Source organism: Streptomyces sp. BI87, from assembly GCF_025957665.1.
Lineage (GTDB): Bacteria > Actinomycetota > Actinomycetes > Streptomycetales > Streptomycetaceae > Streptomyces > Streptomyces albidoflavus.
Window position 1 is genome coordinate 4,960,928 of record NZ_CP110079.1, and the last position, 18,582, is coordinate 4,979,509.

The window sequence follows — 18,582 nt, forward strand, 5'->3', positions numbered from 1 at the left end:
AAGAGACCTGTGCTCATACGACTTCTGCGGACGTATCTGCGTCCGTACCAGAAACCCATCGCGCTGGTGATGGTGCTCCAACTGCTCCAGACCTGCGCGGCGCTGTACCTTCCGTCGCTCAACGCGGACATCATCGACCGGGGCGTCGTGCGGGGCGACACGGGCGTCATCCTCGGGCTCGGCGCCGTCATGCTGGCGGTGACGCTGGTGCAGACGGCGGGCAACATCGGCGCCGTCTACTTCGGCGCCCGGACCGCCGCCGCCCTCGGCCGGGACGTGCGGGCGGCCGTCTTCGACCGGGTGCAGTCCTTCTCGGCACGGGAGCTCAACGGCTTCGGGGCGCCGTCCCTGATCACCCGGACCACCAACGACGTCCAGCAGGTCCAGATGCTGGCCCTGATGACCTTCACGCTGATGGTGACGGCGCCCATCATGTGCGTCGGCGGCGTGATCATGGCGCTGGGCCAGGACGTACCGCTCTCCGGGGTGCTGCTGGCGGTGCTGCCCGTGATGGCGGCCTCGGTCGGCGTGGTCGTCTGGCGGCTGCGGCCGCTCTTCCGCTCGATGCAGAAGCGGCTGGACACCGTCAACCGGGTGCTGCGGGAGCAGATCACCGGCAACCGCGTCATCCGCGCCTTCGTCCGCGACCGGTACGAGACCGAGCGGTTCGGCCGGGCCAACACCGACCTGACCGAGGTCTCGCTGGGCACCGGCCGGCTGCTGGCGCTGATGTTCCCGCTGGTGATGCTGGTGGTGAACCTGTCCTCGCTGGCCGTGGTCTGGTTCGGTGCCCACCGGATCGACAGCGGCGCGATGGAGATCGGCGCGCTCACCGCCTTCCTCGCCTACCTGATGCAGATCGTCATGTCCGTGATGATGGCCACCTTCATGTTCATGATGGTGCCGCGCGCCGAGGTGTGCGCCGAGCGCATCCAGGAGGTCCTGGAGACGAGCAGCAGCGTCGTCCCGCCCGCCGAGCCCGTCCGCGAACTGGCCGGCCGGGGCACGCTGGAGATGCGGGCCGCGGGGTTCCGCTACCCGGGCGCGGAGGAGTGGGTCCTGCGCGACGTGGAGCTGTTCGCCGGGCCCGGCGAGACCACCGCCGTCATCGGCTCGACCGGCTCCGGCAAGACCACGCTGCTCGGCCTCGCCGCCCGGCTGATCGACCCCGTCGAGGGCGAGGTCCTGGTCGACGGCGTCGACATCCGCCGGATCGACCCGGCGCTGCTGGCCCGCACCGTCGGCCTCGTCCCGCAGAAGCCGTACCTCTTCTCCGGCACCGTGGCGAGCAACCTGCGGTACGGCAACCCGGAGGCGAGTGACGAGGAGCTGTGGCACGCGCTGGAGGTGGCGCAGGCCAGGGAGTTCGTCGAGCGGCTGGAAGGCGGGCTTCAGGCGCCCGTCTCGCAGGGCGGGACCAACGTCTCCGGCGGCCAGCGGCAGCGGCTCGCCATCGCGCGCACCCTGGTGCAGCGGCCCGAGGTCTACCTCTTCGACGACTCGTTCTCGGCGCTGGACTACGCGACCGACGCGGCGCTGCGGGCGGCCCTGCGCGCGGAGACCGCCGAGGCGGGCGTGGTGATCGTCGCCCAGCGGGTGTCGACCATCCGTGACGCCGACCGGATCGTCGTCCTCGACGAGGGCCGGGTGGTGGCGGTCGGCCGCCACCACGACCTGATGGAACGGGACGAGACCTACCGGGAGATCGTGCTCTCCCAGCTGACGGAAGCGGAGGCCGCGTGATGGCGGGCCCGATGGGCGCGGGAGCGCCGGGACAGCAGTCGATGGACTTCAAGGGTTCGGGAAAGCGGCTGCTGGCCCAGTTCCGCCCCGAGAAGAAGGTGCTGTGGGCGATGCTCGCCACCGGCCTGGTCAGCGTGGCGCTCTCGGTGACCGGCCCGAAGATCCTCGGCTGGGCCACCGACCTGGTCTTCGCGGGCATCGTCGGCCGCGACATGCCGGCCGGCGCCACCCGCGAGCAGGTGCTGGCGGGGATGCGCGAGAGCGGCGACGACGGCGTGGCCGACATGCTCTCCGGGATGGACTTCACCCCCGGCCAGGGCATCGACTTCGGCGCCGTCGGCGAGGTGCTGCTGCTCGCGCTCGGCGTCTTCCTGCTGGCCAGCGCCCTGATGGCGGTCTCGGCCCGGCTGAGCAACCGCGCGATCAACCACACCGTCTTCCGGATGCGCCGCGACGTGCAGACCAAGCTGTCGCGGCTCCCGCTCTCCTACTTCGACCAGCGCCAGCGCGGCGAGGTGCTCAGCCGCGCCACCAACGACATCGACAACATCGGCCAGACGCTTCAGCAGACGATGGGCCAGGTGGTCAACTCCCTGCTGACCGTCATCGGGGTGCTGGTGATGATGTTCTGGATATCGCCGCTGCTCGCCCTGGTGGCGCTGGTGACGGTGCCGCTCTCCTTCGTGGTCGCCACCCGGGTCGGCAAGCGCTCCCAGCCGCACTTCGTCAGCCAGTGGACCTCGACGGGCACGCTCAACGCCCACATCGAGGAGATGTACACCGGCCACAGCCTGGTCAAGGTCTTCGGCCGCCAGGACGAGTCGGCCGAGCGGTTCGCCGAGGAGAACGACGCGCTCTACCAGGCATCCTTCAAGGCCCAGTTCACCAGCGGCATCATGCAGCCGCTGATGATGTTCGTCTCCAACATCAACTACGTGCTGGTCGCCGTCGTCGGCGGCCTCCGGGTCGCCTCGGGCGCCCTGTCCATCGGCGACGTGCAGGCGTTCATCCAGTACTCCCGGCAGTTCTCGATGCCGCTGACCCAGATCGCCTCGATGGCCAACCTGGTGCAGTCCGGCGTCGCCTCCGCCGAGCGGGTCTTCGAACTCCTCGACGCCGACGAGCAGGAGCCCGACCCGGTCCCCGGCGCCCGCCTGGAGAAGCCGCGCGGCCGCGTCGCCCTGGAGAAGGTCTCCTTCCGCTACGAGCCGGACCGGCCCCTGATCGAGGACCTCTCCCTGACCGTCGAACCGGGCCGCACGGTCGCCATCGTCGGCCCGACCGGCGCGGGCAAGACCACCCTGGTCAACCTGCTGATGCGGTTCTACGAGGTCACCGGCGGCCGGATCACCCTGGACGGCGTCGAGATCGCCGCCATGGCCCGGGAGGACCTGCGCTCCCGGATCGGCATGGTCCTCCAGGACACCTGGCTGTTCGGCGGCACCATCGCGGAGAACATCGCCTACGGCGCCTCCCGCGAGGTGAGCCGTGAAGAGGTCGAGGAGGCGGCCCGTGCCGCCCACGCCGACCGCTTCATCCGCACGCTCCCCGACGGCTACGACACCGTCCTGGACGACGAGGGCAGCGGGGTCAGCGCCGGAGAGAAGCAGCTCGTCACCATCGCGCGGGCCTTCCTCTCCGACCCGGTGATCCTCGTCCTGGACGAGGCCACCAGCTCGGTGGACACCCGTACCGAGGTGCTGATCCAGCAGGCCATGGCCCGGCTCGCGCACGGCCGGACCTCGTTCGTCATCGCCCACCGCCTCTCCACGATCCGGGACGCCGACACGATCCTGGTGATGGAGAACGGGGCCATCGTCGAGCAGGGCGCGCACACCGAACTCCTCGCCGCCGAGGGGGCGTACGCCCGCCTCTACGCGGCCCAGTTCGCCGAGGCGGCCGTCGAGGTCGACTGAGGGGCGGCCACGGGGGCCGCCCGGCCCCCGTGGCATGCTGGAAACAGCTGCCCCTGTACAGGACAAGGGCACCGGACGGACGACGGAGTGGGTGGGGGAGTTGGCGGAGGAACCGCGCGAGCCGGGAGCCGACGGGCAGGGCTCCGAGCAGCCCTCGGCGATCGCCCTGTACCTGCCGGTCGGGATGTGCCTCGGGGTGGCGGCCGGCCTGATCCTCGACAACCTCGCCGTCGGGATCGGCGTGGGCCTCGCGCTCGGTGTCGCCCTCGGCGCGGCCGTCGACGCCAGGCGGCGCGGCCACCAGTGAGCCGGGCGGCCCGCCCCGCTCACTCCAGGTAGCCCCGCAACTGCCCCGCCGCCGTGTGCTCGCGGAGCCGGCGCAGGGTCTTCGACTCGATCTGGCGGATCCGTTCGCGGGTGACCCCGAAGAGCCGGCCGATCTCCTCCAGGGTGCGCGGCCGCCCGTCGTCGAACCCGTACCGCAACTGCACCACCTGGCGTTCGCGGTCGCCGAGGGTGGCGAGGACCGCGTCGAGGTGCTGGCGGAGCAGGAGCAGGGCGGCGCTCTCGGCGGGGGAGGCCGCGTCGGCGTCCTCGATGAGGTCGCCGAGGAAGACGTCGTCCTCGCCGCCGACCGGCGCGTGCAGGGAGATGGGTTCGCGGGCCAGCCGCAGCACCTCCTCGACCTTCTCGCCACTCAGCCCGAGCCGCTCGCCGACCTCCTCGGCGGCCGGCTCGCGGCCCGCCTCCTGGAGCAGGGCGCGCTGGGTGCGGACGACCCGGTTGATCAGCTCCACGACGTGCACCGGCACCCGGATGGTGCGGGCCTGGTCGGCGAGGGCGCGGGACATCGCCTGGCGTATCCACCAGGTCGCGTACGTGGAGAACTTGAAGCCCCGCGTGTAGTCGAACTTCTCCACCGCGCGGATCAGTCCGAGGTTGCCCTCCTGCACCAGGTCGAGCATGGTCAGGCCGCGGCCCGTGTACCGCTTGGCCACCGAGACGACGAGCCTGAGGTTGGCCTCGATGAGCCGTCCCTTGGCCCGCTCCCCGAGGGCCACCAGCCGCCGCAGGTCGTGGGCGAGCGCCGGGTCCGCCGAGCCCCCGGCCAGTTTCGCGGCGGCGAACACGCCCGCCTCCACGCGCCGGGCCAGCTCCACCTCGTCGGCGGCGGAGAGCAGCGGGATGCGCCCGATCTCCCGGAGGTACTGCCGGAAGAGGTCGGGGGCGGCCGCCCCGGCCTGCTCGGAACCGGCCGGCGTCCGCCCGCCCGCGCCCTGCGGCCCGGTCCCGGCTCCGCCGGCCGGGGCCCGCTGGGGCGACCTGCGCGGGGTGGGCACGGCCGGGGCGAGGACCGCGGGCGGGGCGGTGGGGGCGGAGCGAGGGGGCCTGGTCTGCACGGGGGTGACCTCCCGGGTGATCGCGTGGCGGATCGGGGGATGGTGCGTACGGCGTGCGGCGGTGCGGGGGAACACGCCCGGGGCCGGGGGCGCGCCGCACCAGTGTGCGGCACACCGCGCCTCCACCACGAGAGTGCGTCCGGACTTTTCCGGCGGGGCCTCCGCCCGGGGCGTGGGGGCTACAGGGCCTGGGCGCCGTTGTTGCGCAGGCTCCGGTCGTACTGCTGGAGGACCCACAACTCGTTCTGGACGGAGGCGAGTTGCTGCTGATCGCCCTGGGCGGCGACGCGGGTGAACGTGCCCTGGAGGTCGCGGATGCGGCGTTCGACGGCGCGCAGGCGGACCTTGACCAGCTGCTCCCCGGCGTAGACCTCGTCGACGGTGCGGCGGCGGATCGCCTCGACGGCCAGTTCGGTGACCATGGCGCGGACCGTGTCGTCGGGGGCGGCCTCGCGGACCCGGGTGAGGTAGTCCATGCCGAGGTCGGCGCCGAGTTCCGCGCCGCCCGCCTCCTCGATGGCCTCGCGGACGGCGGCGTAGGGGGCGGCGGTGAACTCGTCGGAGCCGTAGGCGTCGAAGGCGGGGGAGACGAGTTCGGGGCGTTGCAGAGCGAGCTTCAGCAGTTCGCGTTCGGTGGTGAAGGCGGGGCTGCGGAGGTTGAGGGCGGGGCCGCTGAAGCGGGGGGCGCTCGTCTCGATGGCGTGGCCGGGGCCGTCGGCGCGGCGGGGCGCGGGCCCGGCGTCGGAGCCGCGGTCGCGGGCCCAGCGGGCGAGCTGGCCGATCCGGCGGACGACGAACTGGGTGTCGAGGATGCCGAGCATCCCGGCGAGCTGGACGGCCACCTCGTGCTGGGAGGAGGCGGACTTGATGCGGGCGACGACCGGCCCGGCCTCGTCCAGCGCCGCCGCGCGGCCCGCCGGGGTCTCCAGGTCGTACCGGGAGACGATCTGGCGCAGCGCGAACTCGAAGAGCGGGGTGCGGGGTTCGACCAGGTCGGCGACGGCCTCGTCGCCCTTGGCGAGGCGGAGGTCGCAGGGGTCCATGCCGTCGGGGGCGATGGCGATGTAGGTCTCGGCGGCGAACTTCTGGTCGTCCTCGAAGGCGCGCAGGGCGGCCTTCTGTCCGGCGGCGTCGCCGTCGAAGGTGAAGATCACCCGGGCGCTGCCGTTGTCCATCAGCAGGCGGCGGAGGATCTTAATGTGGTCCTGGCCGAAGGCGGTGCCGCAGGTGGCGACGGCGGTGGTGATCCCCGCCAGGTGGCAGGCCATGACGTCGGTGTACCCCTCGACGACCACGGCCCGGCTCGCCTTGGCGATGTCCTTCTTGGCGAGGTCGATGCCGTAGAGGACCTGCGACTTGCGGTAGATCGGGGTCTCGGGGGTGTTGAGGTACTTGGGGCCGTTGTCGTCCTCGCGCAGGCGGCGGGCGCCGAAGCCGACGACCTCGCCGCCGATGTCGCGGATGGGCCACATCAGGCGGCCCCGGAAGCGGTCGACGGGGCCGCGGCGGCCGTCCTGGGCGAGGCCGGAGGTGATCAGTTCCTTGTCGGTGAAGCCCTGGCCGCGGAGGTAGCGGGTGAGGTGGTCCCAGCCGACCGGGCTGTAGCCGACGCCGAAGTGGGTGGCGGCGGCCTGGTCGAAGCCGCGCTCGGCGAGGAAGCGGCGGCCGGTCTCCGCCTCGGGGCCTTCGAGCTGCCGGGCGTAGAACTCGGCGGCGGCCTTGTGCGCCTCGATCAGCCGGATGCGCTCGCCGCGCTGGTGGGAGGGGTTGTACCCGCCCTCCTCGTACCGCAGCGTGATGCCGGCCTTGGCGGCCAGGCGCTCGACGGCCTCGGAGAACGTGAGGTGATCGACCTTCCGGACGAAGGTGATCGTGTCGCCGCCCTCCTGGCAGCCGAAGCAGTGGAAGAGGCCCTTGGCCGGGCTGACCTGGAACGACGGGGACTTCTCGTCGTGGAAGGGGCAGAGGCCCTTGAGGTTTCCGCCGCCCGCGTTGCGCAGCGACAGGTACTCGGACACGACGGCGTCGATCGGGACCGCGTCCCGGACCGCCTTCACGTCCTCGTCATTGATCCTGCCTGCCACGCGGAAAGTCTACGGCCGTCGCGAGGCTGGTCCGCCGTCCGGTCTCCCCCCGGCCCTCCGGCCCCGGAGCTCAGCGGAGCCGGGGAACGGAGGGAGGCGGACCCGACGGCCCGTGCGGCGTCAGGCCCCGAGGCTCTCCAGCGGCACCGAGGGGTCGGCGAGCGCGTCGGCGTCGACCGGTTCGCCGTGCCGGATGAGCCGCTGGATCTGGTCGGTGACGTCCCACACATTGACGTTCATCCCGGCCAGCACCCGCCCCTCGGAGAGCCAGAAGGCGATGAACTGGCGGCGGCCCGCGTCACCCCGGATGACCACCTGGTCGTAGGTGCCGGGCGGGGCGTAGCCGGAGTACTCCAGCCCGATGTCGTACTGGTCCGAGAAGAAGTACGGGACGCGGTCGTAGCGGACCATGCGGCCCAGCATGGCGCGGGCGGCGGCCGGGCCGCCGTTGAGGGCGTTGGCCCAGTGCTCGACGCGCAGCCGGGTGTCGAGGAGCGGGTGGTGGGCGGCGGCCACGTCGCCCGCCGCGTAGATGTCCGGGTCGGAGGTGCGCAGCGAGGCGTCCACCGCGATGCCGCCGCCGTGCTCTCGGTCGACCAGGGCGAGCCCGGCCGCCTCGGCCAGCGCGGTGCGCGGCGCGGCGCCGACGGCGGCCAGCACGTCGTGGGCCGGGTGCTCCTCGCCGTCGTCGGTGTGCGCGGCCAGGACCACCCCGTCCTGGCCGCTGATGGAGGTGAGGCGGGCGCCGAAGTGGAAGCGGACCCCGTGGTCGCCGTGGAGTTCCGTGAAGACCTGGCCCAGCTCGGGGCCGAGCACGTCGTGCAGCGGCGTCGGCCGGGCCTCCACCACGGTGACCTCGGCGCCGTAGCCACGCGCGGCGGCGGCCACCTCCAGGCCGATCCAGCCGCCACCGGCGATCACCAGGTGGCCGTTGTCGCGGCCGAGCGTGGTGAGGACCTGGCGGAGCCGGTCGGCGTGGGCGAGGCGGCGCAGGTGGTGGACGCCGACCAGGTCGGTGCCCGGGACGTCGAGGCGGCGGGGTTCGGCGCCGGTGGCCAGCAGCAGCTTGTCGTACTTGAGTACCGTGCCGTCGCCGAGCCGGACGGTGTGCGCCTCGCGGTCGAGGGCGACGGCGGGCTGGCCGAGGTGCAGCTCGATGTGGTGGCGCGCGTACCAGGAGGGTTCGTGGACGAAGACGCTGTCCCGCTCGTCCTTGCCGGTCAGATAGCCCTTGGAGAGCGCGGGCCGTTCGTAGGGCCGGTCGCGTTCGTCGCAGACGAGGATCACCCGGCCTCTGAAGCCTTCCTCGCGGAGGGTTTCGGCCGCCTTGGCCCCGGCCAGTCCTCCTCCGACGATGACGAATGTCTGATCCGCGTCGACCACGTCGAGCCTCCCTGTTCTTCCTGCCCTGCGGCGCAGGTGCGGTGCTGCCCGCCTCAGCGAGCGTCCCGTACGGAGCGTAATGCGGGAAGAGGGGGTGGCCCGATCGGGCCAACGAGTCGTCACACCACGTGGTGGGCAAGGGGCTTGAAGCCTGGACCGGCCGGCCCTTGTGCGGCCGCCCGGAGGGGTTGCGCCGCCGGGTGACAATGGTGCGGAGCGTGTGCGTCCGCGCTGGTGGGAGCGGTGGACGCAGAGTTTCAGGCGGTGGCCGAGGGTGACGGGAGTCCTGGCCGGGCCGCGACCGGGACCCGGGGACAGGAGGAGCCGTGGTGGGGCAGCGAGGCCATGACACCGTCCTGGGCAAGGCCGGTACGCCCGGAGACGGGTCCCGCCCGGTGACCGCCGAGCCCGGGGCGGTGCGCGGGGCCGCGCCGCAGCCGCCGCCCGCCCGCCCGCGCCCGTGGGCGCTGCGCGCCCCGCGCCGGATGGCCTCGCAGGTGCTGCTGGTCCAGCTGGTCATCGCCGTCGGTGTGACCGCCCTGGCCACCGCGCTCTTCCTCGCCCCGCTCAGCGACCAGCTCGACGACCAGGCCACCCACCGCGCGCTCGCCGTCGCCCAGGCCATGGCGAGCGACGAGGACCTCGCCGGCGACCTGCTGCGCGCCGAGCCGGTCCGGGGCAACCCGGTGCAGCGCTCGGCGGAACGGGTCCGGCGGGCCACCGGCGCCGAGTACGTCGTCGTCCTGGACCGGCAGGGCATCCGCTACTCGCACACCGACCCGGCGCTGATCGGCCGCCGCGTCTCCACCGACCCCTCCCGGGCCCTGTCCGGGCACGAGGTGCGGGAGATCGACGTCGGCACCCTCGGCCGCTCGGCGCGCGGCAAGACCCCGCTGCGCGACGCGGACGGCCGGGTGATCGGGGCCGTCTCGGCCGGCATCCGCTACGAGTCCGTCCGCGACCGGCTGACCGGGGCCGTCCCGCAGGTCGCCGGGTACGCCACGGGCGCGCTCGGCGTCGGGGTCCTCGGCGCGCTCGCCTTCTCGCGCGTCGTCTACCGGCGCACCCGGGGCCTGACCTTCTCCGACATCGCCGCCCTGCTCGACGAGCGCGAGGCGATGCTCCACTCGATCCGCGAGGGCGTCCTCGCCCTGGACGGCCACGGCAGGGTCCGGCTCGTCAACGACGAGGCGCAGCGGCTGCTGGGCCTCGGCCGCCCGCGCGCCGGGGAGCCCGGCGGGATCGGCCGGCCGGTGGCCGAGCTGCTCGGGCCCGGGCGGCTCACCTCCGTGCTGACCGGCGAGGTGGCGGGGACCGATCTGCTGGCCGTGCGCGGCGGCCGGGTCCTGGTGGTCAACCGGATGCCCACCGAGGACGGCGGCGCCGTCGCCACCCTGCGCGACCGCACGGAGCTGGAGGCGCTCGGCCGCGAGCTGGACGCCACCCGCGCCCTGCTGGACGCCCTGCGCGCCCAGGACCACGAGCACGCCAACCGCCTCCACACCCTGCTGGGCCTGCTGGAACTCGGGCTGTACGAGGAGGCCGTCGACTTCGTCACCGAGACGGTCGGCTCGCACCGGGCCACCGCCGAGCAGATCGCCGAGTCGGTGGGCGACCCGCTGCTGGCCGCGCTGCTGGTCGGCAAGGCCACGGTGGCCGCCGAACGCGGGGTCGCGCTGCGGCTGGCCCCCGGCTCACGGCTGCTCGGCCCGCTGGTCGCCCCGCACGATCTGGTCACCGTCCTCGGCAACCTGGTCGACAACGCCCTGGAGGCGGTCGGCGCGCCGGGGCCCGCCGCGCCCACCGGCGGCGAAGACCGGCTGGTGGAGGTCGGGGTGCGGGCGCGCGGCCGTACGGCGGAGCTGACGGTGCGCGACACCGGCGCGGGCGTGCCGCCCACCCAGCGCGAGCTGGTCTTCGCCGACGGCTTCTCCACCAAGGAGGCGGCGCCCGGCCGGGGCGGCCGCGGACTCGGCCTCGCCCTGGTCAAACGCCACGCCCAGCGGTACGGAGGTACCGTCTCGGTGGCGGGGGCCGAGGGCGGTGGCGCCGTCTTCACCGTCGTCCTGCCCGAGGCGCTGGCCGCGCCGGAGGGACCCGCACCCGACCCGCACGAGGAGGAGGGCCGATGATCGACGTCCTGGTCGTCGACGACGACCCCCTGGTGGCGCGGATCAACGCCGCCTACACCGACCGCGTGCCGGGCTTCCGCACGGCCGGCACCGCCCACACCACCGGCCAGGCCCTGACCTGGCTGGACGGCCACCACGCCGACCTGGTCCTCCTCGACCACTACCTCCCCGACGAGAACGGCCTCGGCCTCGTGCGGCGGCTGCGCGCGGGCGACTCCCGCACCGACGTGATCATGGTGACGGCCGCCCGCGACGTGGCCACCGTGGAGGCGGCGATGCGGTACGGCGCCCTGCACTATCTGGTCAAGCCGTTCAGCTACAGCGGCCTGCGCGCCAAGCTGGAGGGGTACGCCGTCCTGCGCCGCACCCTCGCCGACGGCCCCGAGGCGGGCCAGGAGCGGGTCGACCGGATCTTCGGCGTGCTGGGCAGCGCGGCGGCCGGCCCGATGGCCCTGCCCAAGGGCCACTCGGCGCAGACGGTGCGGCTGGTGCGGCAGGCGCTGAAGGAGGCGGGCCAGCTCTCCGCGACCGGCGTGGCCGACCGGACCGGGCTCAGCCGCCAGACCGCCCAGCGCTACCTGAAGCTGCTGGAACGCTCCGGCCAGGTCGGCCTCAGCCTCCGCTACACCGGCTCCGGGCGCCCGGAGCACGTCTACACCTGGACGGGGACCGGCGAGGACGCGTGACGACGAGGGCGCGCCCCGGTCCCTCGCGGTGGACCGGGGCGCGCCCTCGGGGGAGCGGTACGGGCGGGGGCCTCAGGCGATGCCGAGGAGCAGGGCGGCGGCCAGGATCACCAGGGAGACCAGCACGGCCCACTTGACCGTGGCCCGGGTGTGGTCGCCGAACTCCACCTTGGCCATGCCGACCAGCACGTAGACGGCCGGGACCAGCGGGCTGGACATGTGGAGCGGCTGGGCGATGAGCGAGGCGCGGGCGATCTCCAGCGGGGAGACGCCGTGCTGGGCGCCGGCCTCGGCGAGGATCGGCACGATGCCGAAGTAGAACCCGTCGTTGGACATGAAGTACGTGAACGGGATGCTCAGCAGACCGGTGATGAGGGCCATGTGCGGGCCGAGGCTGTCCGGGACGGCGCCGACCAGTGTCTTCGCCATCTCCTCGACCATGCCGGTACCGGTCAGCACGCCGGTGAAGACGGCGGCGGCAAAGACCATGCCCGCGACGTTCAGGACGTTGTCCGCGTGGGCGGCGATCCGCTCCCGCTGCTGCTTCATGTGCGGGAAGTTGACGGTCAGGGCGAGGGCCGCGCCGAACATGAAGATGACCGGGATCGGCAGCAGCTGGGCGACGAGGGTGACCAGGACCGCCAGCGTCAGCAGGGCGTTGAACCAGAAGAGCTTCGGGCGCAGCGTGGGGCGGTTCGGGTCGAGCGTGCCCCATTCCCCGCCCTCGGCGGGGCCCTCGCCGGAGTCGTCGCCGGTGCCGGGTTTCGCCAGGTCCGGGGTGGCCGTACCGCCGGAACCGCTCGTGGCGGCGGGGCCGGTGGTCGTACGGGCGGCGGCCGACTCGGCGGAGCCGGTGCGGCTGCCCGCGCCCACGCCGACCGGGGTGCGGTCGTGGGTCTCTGCCTCGGCCTCCGCGTCCTCGGTGGTGGTCACGGTGTCCGAGGCCGGGCCGGACTCGGTGAGCAGGCCGAGACGACGGCGCTCGCGCAGCCCCAGAACCCAGGCGAGGGCGAAGACGCTGAGCAGGCCGATGGCGAGGGCGGGCACCATCGGGACGAAGATGTCGCCGGCGTCCAGCTTCAGCGCGGTGGCGGCGCGGGCGGTGGGGCCGCCCCAGGGGACGGTGTTCATCACGCCGTTGGCGGTGGCGGTGACCATCGTCATCGTCAGCACGCTCATCTTCAGCCGCAGGTAGAGCGGGAGCATCGCGGAGACGGTGATCATGAACGTGGTCGAGCCGTCGCCGTCCAGCGAGACGATCGCCGCGAGCACCGCCGTGCCGAGCACGACCCGGGCGGGGTCGGCCTTGCAGAACCGCAGGATGCCCCGGACGATCGGGTCGAACAGGCCGACGTCGATCATCACGCCGAAGAAGATGATCGCGAACATCAGCATGGCCGCCGTGGGCGCCAGCTCGCCGATCCCCTCCAGCACGTACTCACCCAGGTGGGACCCCTGTCCCGCGATCACGCAGAAGAGGGCCGGGATGAGGATGAGCGACGTCATCGGGGACATCTTCTTCGTCATGATCAGCGTCAGGAATGTCGCGATCATGACGAATCCGAGGACCGTCAGCAGCATAGAACTTCCACCTTCGTCCAGCTCGTGGCCACAGCTCCGTGGCCGGACGAAAGTACGAGCGGCGCTCCGGCGGACACAAGGAGTCAACGCGAGAGCAATACGCGCGAAACCTTCCCGCCTCCTTCCGGTCGTCCCGGCGGCGTGGGCGGGGCCTCCGGCACCCGCCTGATCTGCGGTGACGGGCGGGCGAGCGGGTGGCGGGGTGCCGCAAGGCGCCCCGGGCACCGGCTACGGTCGGTGGCGTGGCCGGCCCCGCCCAGACTCCCGCACCCTCCTCCGCCCCGCCGCCCGCGCTGACGCCGCGCCCCGCGACCCGGGCCGAACTGCCGGCGGTGCTCGCCCTGTCGGCCGGGGAGGGCGAGGCGGTCGACAAGCGGCGCGTGGACGCGTACCGCTTCTACGCCGGGCTCGGATTCACGCCGAGCCACGAGGGGTTCGAACTGACCCTGCCTCGGACGACGCCTGCCAAGGACTGACCTCTCGTCAACTGAACGGGTCCTGCGGCAGGTACAGGCGCACGCCGTGCACATCCGTGTCCCGGTGCCGGGGCGGGTCAGGCTCCTCGCTGTCGCGCCGGTACGTGCCGGGCGGCGGCCAGTCGGCCTCCACCCGGGAGGCGGTCTCGATGTCCGGGGCGGAGTTTCAGGGCGGCTCCTCCCGCCGGTGCCTGCGGGCCGCCGCCGGCTTGCCCTTGCGCGCGACCCGCTCGGCCCTGTTCCCGCCTTCGTGCCTCGCACTCCTGCGCGCGGTACGCCCGGAGGAGCCGGCCTCCGCCGTCCGCCGCGCCGTCCGTCCGGCCGACCCCGCCGCCTCCGAGGCCGTGTCCCCGGCTTTGTCCCCCGCTTCGGACACCGTGTCCCCGGCCTCGGAGGCGACATCGGAGGCCGCGCCTCCGGCCTCCTCGACCGCCTCGCCCGCGCTTCCCCCGACCTCCTCCGCCGCCTTTCCGGCGCCCTCCCCGACGCCCTCGACGGCCTTGCGCGCCCCCTTGCCCGTCTCCTCCACGGCTTCCCCTGCGCCCTCGCCCAGCTCCCCGACCGCCTTTCCGGCGCCCTCGCCCAGGTTCTCCGCCGTGGCGCCGAGCCCGGAGGTGATCTGCTCCAGGATCTGCGGGTTCCGGTCGATGGTGGCGAGCACCCGGCCGATGATCGCGGCGACGTTGTCGAGCCGGACGTTGAGCAGGGCCTGCGCGTCCACGCCCTTGATGTCCAGCTCCACGCCGGAGAGCTCGACATCGGCACCGACGTTCAGCTTGAGCAGGCTCAGCACCTCGGCCTGGAGGGAGACCTTGGCCCGCAACTCCTCGACCTGGAGGTCGATCTCGTCCACGTGGAGCTGCGGAACGTCGAGGTGGACGTCCGGGTCCTCGGACGTCCCGGCGGGCGGAGAGGGCGGGGCCGGCTCGGCCAGCTCCCCTTCGATCGGCTCCTCGGGCTCCTCCTCGCGGGCCGCCTCATCCTCCGCGTAGCCGTGCTCCGTCATGCGGGCCCTCCGTGGATCTGTGGGCATGCCGTCACATTTCACCCTAGGTGAGGTGTGCGCGGAGTGCGTCCGGAGAGCCGTCGGCCCAGGTCGAGCAGCATCACGTCGTGCAGCCCCGCGCCCTCGCCCCGGGCCGGCCCTCGCCGACCTTGCGATAGCCCCAGGACCGGTAGGCGGCCGAGGCGGGCCCGCTCGCCGGGTGGACGTTGAGCAGCACCCGCTCCGCGGTGAGGCCGCCGAGGAGCGTCGCGTGCAGGCGGCGCGCGACGCCCTGCCCGCGCCACTTCTCGCGCACGGCCAGCTCCATGAGGCCGAAGGTGCGACGGCCGTCCTCGCGGCTCATGGCCTCCGGCACGGGCTCGGTGAGCTCGCGCCACCACGGGGTGCCGGCGGGGACCAGATGCCCGTACGCCGCGCCGACCGGCTCGCCGTCCCCGGTGCGGGCCAGCGCCGCACGGAAACCGGGTCTGCGGGCCTGCCGGGGGAAGCGCCGGAAGGCGGCGGCGACCGCCTCGCCCGTCTCGAAGTACGGGGGCCCGGCGAACGCCTCGGCGTAGATCAGCCGGAAGGTGCTCGCGGCCCCCACGGCGGCCGCCCCGTCCATCCGCTCCGTCGTGACGTTCCCCTGCCCTGTCATGGGGTTCTCCCTTCGCTCGGCGCGGCCCGGTGTCCGCGCCCGGTCTCAGCAGCGGCCGCCCGGCTCCGTGAGGTCCGCGTGCAGGGAGCGGGCGGAGGCGTCGGTGAGCGAGGCGATCTGGTCGACGACGACGCGCTTGCGCGCCCGGTCGTCCGGCGCGGCCTCGAAGAGCGCCCGGAACTGCGGGTCCAGGCCGAACGGGGCGCGCGCGAGGAGCGCCTGCGCCAGCTCGGCGATGACCACGCGCTGCTCGGCCCGCAGCACCTCCTGCTCGGCGCGCTGCATCACGTACCGGTCGGCCAGCGCCTTCAGCACCGCGCACTCCAGCCGCGCCTCACGCGGCACGACCAGCTCCGCCGCGTACCGCACGGGGGAGGCGCCGCGACCGGCTCCGGTGGGCGGCCCGAGGACGTACGCGGCGCGGGTGGCGGCCTCGGCGGCCAGGCAGAAGCGGCCGATCAGCTGGCTGGTGGCGTCCTTCAGCCGGGCCTGGGCGGCGGCCGTGCCGTCGTACCCGTGCGGCCACCACTCCTCGTCCATGAGGCGGTCCAGCGCGGCCGTCACCTCGGCCGGGTCGCTCCCCGCCGGGGCGTACCGCTCCAGGGCGAGGCGGGTGATGTCGCGGCGCTCGGGCTCCGCGTGCAGCAGATTGGGGTCGATGTGGCCGGCGTGCAGGCCGTCCTCCAGGTCGTGGACGGAGTACGCGACATCGTCCGACCAGTCCATGATCTGGGCCTCGAAGCAGGTCCGCCCGGGCGGGGCCTGGTCACGGAGCCAGGTGAAGACCGGCAGGTCGTCCTCGTAGACGCCGAACTTCGGGGAGGCCGGATCGGTGGGGTGGCCGCCGCGCGGCCACGGGTACTTGGTGGCGGCGTCCAGGGAGGCGCGGGTGAGGTTGAGCCCGACGCTGGTCTGCTCGCCGGTGCGCGGATCGGTGCGGAACCGCTTGGGCTCGATCCGGGTGAGCAGGCGCAGCGACTGGGCGTTGCCCTCGAAGCCGCCGCAGTCCCCGGCGATCTCGCTCAGCGCCTGCTCGCCGTTGTGTCCGAAGGGCGGGTGGCCCAGGTCGTGCGAGAGGCAGGCCGTCTCGACCAGGTCCGGATCACAGCCCAGGGCGGCGGAGAGGTCGCGCCCGACCTGGGCGCACTCCAGGGAGTGGGTGAGGCGGGTGCGGGGCGCGGCGTCCCACACCCGGCTGCGCGTGCCCGGGGTCACCACCTGCGTCTTGCCGGCGAGGCGGCGCAGGGCGGAGGAGTGCAGCACGCGGGCCCGGTCCCGCTGGTACGCGGTCCGGCCCGGCCGTTTGTCCGGCTCCGGGTCCCACCGCTCCACGGCGGTGACCGCCGCCTCGACCGGATGGGGATGCTCTGCTGCCGTCATGGCTCCGACCGTAGCCGCCGCGAGTGACAACCGTGCGCGCGGAGGCTCCGGGGTGTCAGTGCCGAGGTGCAGGCCGGAGAGCGTCGTGGGCCGAGGCGCCGTCAGGCAGGTTGCTCACCCGCTTCGTTGTGGAGGGGCGTGGCGGGAACCGGGGCAGACCGGGCGGCGTTGGAGAGGGCAGGGGGATCACGGAGCGTGAAGTGTGGGGGAAGAGATGGGGAACGGTGGGCGGGCGGCGGCCCGTGAGCGGGCCGGGCGCACGGTGCTGAAGGCCCGGCGGGCGGCGGCGCACCTCGTGGCGGGGCGGGCACCGGCGTCCCGGGCCACGGGCGGGCCGGGCGGGCGCCGGGCGCTGCTCGCGGTGATGGCCCTCTGCGTGCTGGTGCTGCTGCCCGCCGCCTGGATGCGGTTCTCGGCCGACGGCCACCTCCGCGGCACCGCGGACGTGGAGCGGACCGAGGTCGCGGTGGTCTTCGGCGCCGGCCTGTGGGGCGAGGAGCCCTCGCCCTATCTCGCCCGCCGCCTGGACGCGGCGGCCGAGCTGTACGAGACGGGCCGCACCGAGGTGGTCCTGGTGACCGGGGACAACAGCCGCGAGGAGTACGACGAACCGGAGGCGATGCGCCGCTACCTGGTGGCCCGGGGCGTCCCCGACCACCGGATCGTCAGCGACTACGCGGGCTTCGACACCTGGGACTCCTGCGTCCGCGCCCGCAAGATCTTCGGCGTGGACAGGGCCGTCCTGATCAGCCAGGGGTTCCACATACACCGGGCGGTGACGCTCTGCCGCTCCGCCGGGCTCCAGGCGTACGGCATCGGCGTCGACGACCGCCACGACGTGAGCTGGTACGCGGGCGGCGCCCGCGAGGTCCTGGCCTCGGGCAAGGCCGCCCTGGACGTCCTGCTCCGCCCCGACCCGGTCTTCCTGGGCGAGCAGGAGGAAGGGGTGACCCGCGCGCTGGAGTCGGCGCGGTGACCTGGCGGCGAACGGGCCGGAGGGCGGGGGGTGTGGAGCGGCGGCGTGCCGAGGGCGAAGCTGCCGCAGCCCGGCAACCGGTCCCGGCAGCACGGCTCTCCCTCGGCGCGCCACGACGATCAGCGCCGTGCGAACGTCCGGTCTCGCGCGCAGGTGTGCGAGAACCACGTCATGCTGGCCTCCACCACGGCCCACCGGTGGCGTCCGTGACGCGGGTCGAGCAGGTGCCCGACGTCCACGACGACGGCACTCGGCAGCGTGTGCCCGGCTGCACCCCGCGCCGCCCTACGCCGCCAGCGGACTCGTGTCCAGGTGGGCCAGGAGGTCGCCCGGGGTGTCGTAGACCGCGACGGCGCCCGCTTCCTTCAGTTCGGCGGCGCTGACGCCGCCGGAGAGGAGGGCCGTGCAGTCGACGCCCGCGCGGGCGGCCGAGACCACGTCCCAGACCGAGTCGCCGACGAAGTGGGCGCGGTTCGGGGGCACGCGGGCCTCGCGCAGGGCGGCTTCGACCAGATCGGGGGCGGGTTTGCCGGCGTCCACCCGGTCGCTGTCGGTGGTGGCGAGGATGGCGTCGTCGGCGTCGATGGTGCCGAGCATCGCCTTCAGGTCGCGGCCGCGCGCCGAGGTGGCGAGCACCACCCGCCAGCCGCGCCGGGCCAGCGCGCGCAGCAGGTCGGCGGCGCCGGGGACGGGCTGGAGCCGGTCGTGCCAGGTGCCGAAGAGGGTGGCGTGGGCGTCGCTGATCGCGGAGACGTGCTCCTCGGAGTGGCCGGGGCCGATCAGGCGCTCGACGAGGTGGCCGCCGGACATGCCGATGAGCCGGTGGATGTCACGGGTCGCCACCTTGTGTCCGGCCTGCCGGAACGCCTCCCACCAGGCGACGGTGTGGAAGTAGTTGGAGTCGACCAGGGTGCCGTCGACGTCGATGACGGCGGCGCGGGCCTGCTCAGGGGGTGGTGTGGTCACGGCGGGCACCTCGCGGGGGTAGGGCGGACACGGTCACGGAGTGCGGTCCCGCCTGCCCGGCGATCGTCCCGGGAACCGGACAGAGGCGGAACGGAACGAATCGCTCCACCCTTGCGAGCGTAGGCCCGGCCAGGGTGGTGCGGCATCTGGAGCGCCCGGGACGCCCGGCGGGTGACGGAAGCGTGCGTTCCCGATCCCCGGGCAGCCGAAGCCGGA

At 73.8% G+C, this 18,582-nt stretch carries 14 protein-coding genes and 1 pseudogene; 7 read left to right on the forward strand and 8 right to left on the reverse strand.

Annotated features, from left to right (window positions below):
• Positions 1-9: 9 nt before the first annotated feature.
• The 3 genes from OIM89_RS22120 to OIM89_RS22130 are packed head-to-tail and all read left to right on the forward strand — an operon-like array spanning position 10 to position 3,966.
• The gene (locus OIM89_RS22120; RefSeq protein WP_047465456.1) at positions 10-1,743 is read left to right on the forward strand and encodes an ABC transporter ATP-binding protein; all 1,734 of its coding nucleotides are present in this window, start codon (positions 10-12) and stop codon (positions 1,741-1,743) included.
• On the forward strand, positions 1,743-3,659 hold the full coding sequence (locus OIM89_RS22125) for an ABC transporter ATP-binding protein (RefSeq protein WP_264491571.1): 1,917 nt from the start codon (positions 1,743-1,745) through the stop codon (positions 3,657-3,659). Before OIM89_RS22120 ends, OIM89_RS22125 begins: the two co-directional genes overlap by 1 nt.
• Positions 3,660-3,693: 34 nt before the next feature.
• Complete coding sequence (locus tag OIM89_RS22130) at positions 3,694-3,966, forward strand: hypothetical protein (protein ID WP_217685048.1); 273 nt, start codon at positions 3,694-3,696, stop codon at positions 3,964-3,966.
• A gap of 19 nt (positions 3,967-3,985) precedes the next feature.
• Here OIM89_RS22130 and OIM89_RS22135 read toward each other — a convergent pair whose 3' ends face one another.
• The 3 genes from OIM89_RS22135 to OIM89_RS22145 form a co-directional block, all read right to left on the reverse strand.
• Positions 3,986-5,059, reverse strand: coding sequence for an RNA polymerase sigma factor (locus OIM89_RS22135; RefSeq protein ID WP_030696310.1), 1,074 nt, complete (start codon positions 5,057-5,059; stop codon positions 3,986-3,988).
• 179 nt (positions 5,060-5,238) lie between these two features.
• Positions 5,239-7,143, reverse strand: a complete 1,905-nt coding sequence (gene dnaG / locus OIM89_RS22140) for a DNA primase (RefSeq protein ID WP_030696311.1) — start codon at positions 7,141-7,143, stop codon at positions 5,239-5,241.
• A 120-nt stretch (positions 7,144-7,263) separates the two neighbouring features.
• Entirely contained in the window at positions 7,264-8,526 is a 1,263-nt protein-coding gene (locus OIM89_RS22145; RefSeq protein ID WP_030696312.1) for an NAD(P)/FAD-dependent oxidoreductase, read from the reverse strand.
• A 326-nt stretch (positions 8,527-8,852) separates the two neighbouring features.
• Between OIM89_RS22145 and OIM89_RS22150 the strand changes: the two genes are divergently transcribed.
• A complete protein-coding gene (locus OIM89_RS22150; protein ID WP_151169600.1) occupies positions 8,853-10,658 on the forward strand; it encodes a sensor histidine kinase in 1,806 nt (601 codons plus the stop codon).
• On the forward strand, positions 10,655-11,344 hold the full coding sequence (locus OIM89_RS22155; RefSeq protein WP_030696314.1) for a response regulator: 690 nt from the start codon (positions 10,655-10,657) through the stop codon (positions 11,342-11,344). The genes OIM89_RS22150 and OIM89_RS22155 overlap by 4 nt, the downstream gene beginning before the upstream one ends.
• Before the next feature lie 72 nt (positions 11,345-11,416).
• Here the strand turns inward: OIM89_RS22155 and OIM89_RS22160 are convergent, their stop codons facing one another.
• A complete protein-coding gene (locus tag OIM89_RS22160) occupies positions 11,417-12,925 on the reverse strand; it encodes a CitMHS family transporter (protein ID WP_264491572.1) in 1,509 nt (502 codons plus the stop codon).
• Positions 12,926-13,167: 242 nt separating this feature from the next.
• Between OIM89_RS22160 and OIM89_RS22165 the strand changes: the two genes are divergently transcribed.
• The gene (locus tag OIM89_RS22165; RefSeq protein ID WP_264491573.1) at positions 13,168-13,401 is read left to right on the forward strand and encodes a hypothetical protein; all 234 of its coding nucleotides are present in this window, start codon (positions 13,168-13,170) and stop codon (positions 13,399-13,401) included.
• A gap of 166 nt (positions 13,402-13,567) precedes the next feature.
• Here OIM89_RS22165 and OIM89_RS22170 read toward each other — a convergent pair whose 3' ends face one another.
• From OIM89_RS22170 to OIM89_RS22180, 3 genes and pseudogenes are all read right to left on the reverse strand, one after another.
• Positions 13,568-14,407, reverse strand: coding sequence for a hypothetical protein (locus OIM89_RS22170; RefSeq protein WP_047465468.1), 840 nt, complete (start codon positions 14,405-14,407; stop codon positions 13,568-13,570).
• A 38-nt stretch (positions 14,408-14,445) separates the two neighbouring features.
• Positions 14,446-15,044, reverse strand: a pseudogene (locus OIM89_RS22175) (GNAT family N-acetyltransferase).
• Positions 15,045-15,089: 45 nt separating this feature from the next.
• The gene (locus OIM89_RS22180) at positions 15,090-16,424 is read right to left on the reverse strand and encodes a deoxyguanosinetriphosphate triphosphohydrolase (RefSeq protein ID WP_030696319.1); all 1,335 of its coding nucleotides are present in this window, start codon (positions 16,422-16,424) and stop codon (positions 15,090-15,092) included.
• Positions 16,425-16,638: 214 nt separating this feature from the next.
• Here OIM89_RS22180 and OIM89_RS22185 point away from each other — a divergent pair, with 214 nt between their 5' ends.
• Positions 16,639-17,400, forward strand: coding sequence for a vancomycin high temperature exclusion protein (locus OIM89_RS22185; RefSeq protein ID WP_264491801.1), 762 nt, complete (start codon positions 16,639-16,641; stop codon positions 17,398-17,400).
• A gap of 285 nt (positions 17,401-17,685) precedes the next feature.
• Here the strand turns inward: OIM89_RS22185 and OIM89_RS22195 are convergent, their stop codons facing one another.
• The gene (locus OIM89_RS22195; RefSeq protein ID WP_264491574.1) at positions 17,686-18,366 is read right to left on the reverse strand and encodes an HAD family hydrolase; all 681 of its coding nucleotides are present in this window, start codon (positions 18,364-18,366) and stop codon (positions 17,686-17,688) included.
• Positions 18,367-18,582: the final 216 nt, after the last annotated feature.